Source organism: Mycolicibacterium agri (assembly GCF_002553505.1).
Classification (GTDB): Bacteria; Actinomycetota; Actinomycetes; order Mycobacteriales; family Mycobacteriaceae; genus Mycobacterium; species Mycobacterium agri.
In genome coordinates this window covers 1-670 of sequence record NZ_PDCP01000243.1, presented here as the reverse complement: position 1 = coordinate 670, position 670 = coordinate 1, and the positions used below count along the sequence as shown (strand labels likewise).

Here is a 670-nt window from a genome sequence, read left to right as displayed (position 1 = left end):
ATTGGATCAGCAAGGGCCAACCGCTGTGCCTGATCGGTGACTCTGGCACCGGAAAGTCCCATCTGCTCATCGCGTTGGGCACCGCGGCCGCCGAACGCGGTTTCCGCGTCCGCTACACCCTGGCGACCCGGTTGGTGAACGAGCTCGTCGAGGCCGCCGATGACAAGCAGCTCACCAAAACGATCAACCGCTACGGGAGGGTTGATCTCCTACTTTTGGACGAGCTGGGCTACATGGAACTCGACAAACGCGGCGCCGAACTGTTGTTCCAGGTTCTGACCGAGCGGGAGGAAAAGAACGCCATCGCCATCGCCAGCAATGAGGCCTTCTCGGGCTGGACAAAAACCTTTACCGACCCGCGGCTCTGCGCAGCCATTGTCGACCGACTTACCTTCGGCGGCACCATCATTGAAACCGGCACCGACTCCTACCGGCTGGCCCACACCCGCAACCAGAAAACTACGGCAGCCAGCTGAACCCGGGGGAGCAAGAGGATCACATCGCACCGGTCGGCCAGCAGCCAGACCCAGCGTCGATCAGGCCAACGGCCTCGCATCCTGAAGCGCCGAAATCACTCGATCCCGAGTCGGGAGGTCCAATCGGCACGCATCAGCCATCAACTCGGTACCCGGCTTCATGACATCAACACCATCAACGAGCACGGTCGGTG

1 protein-coding gene is annotated in these 670 nt (G+C 61.5%); it reads left to right on the top strand.

All coding sequences use genetic code 11. The features are described from left to right. On the top strand, window positions 1-476 hold a 476-nt coding region (locus CQY20_RS34010), incomplete at its 5' end, for an ATP-binding protein (RefSeq protein ID WP_165789338.1). Window positions 477-670 lie beyond the last annotated feature (194 nt).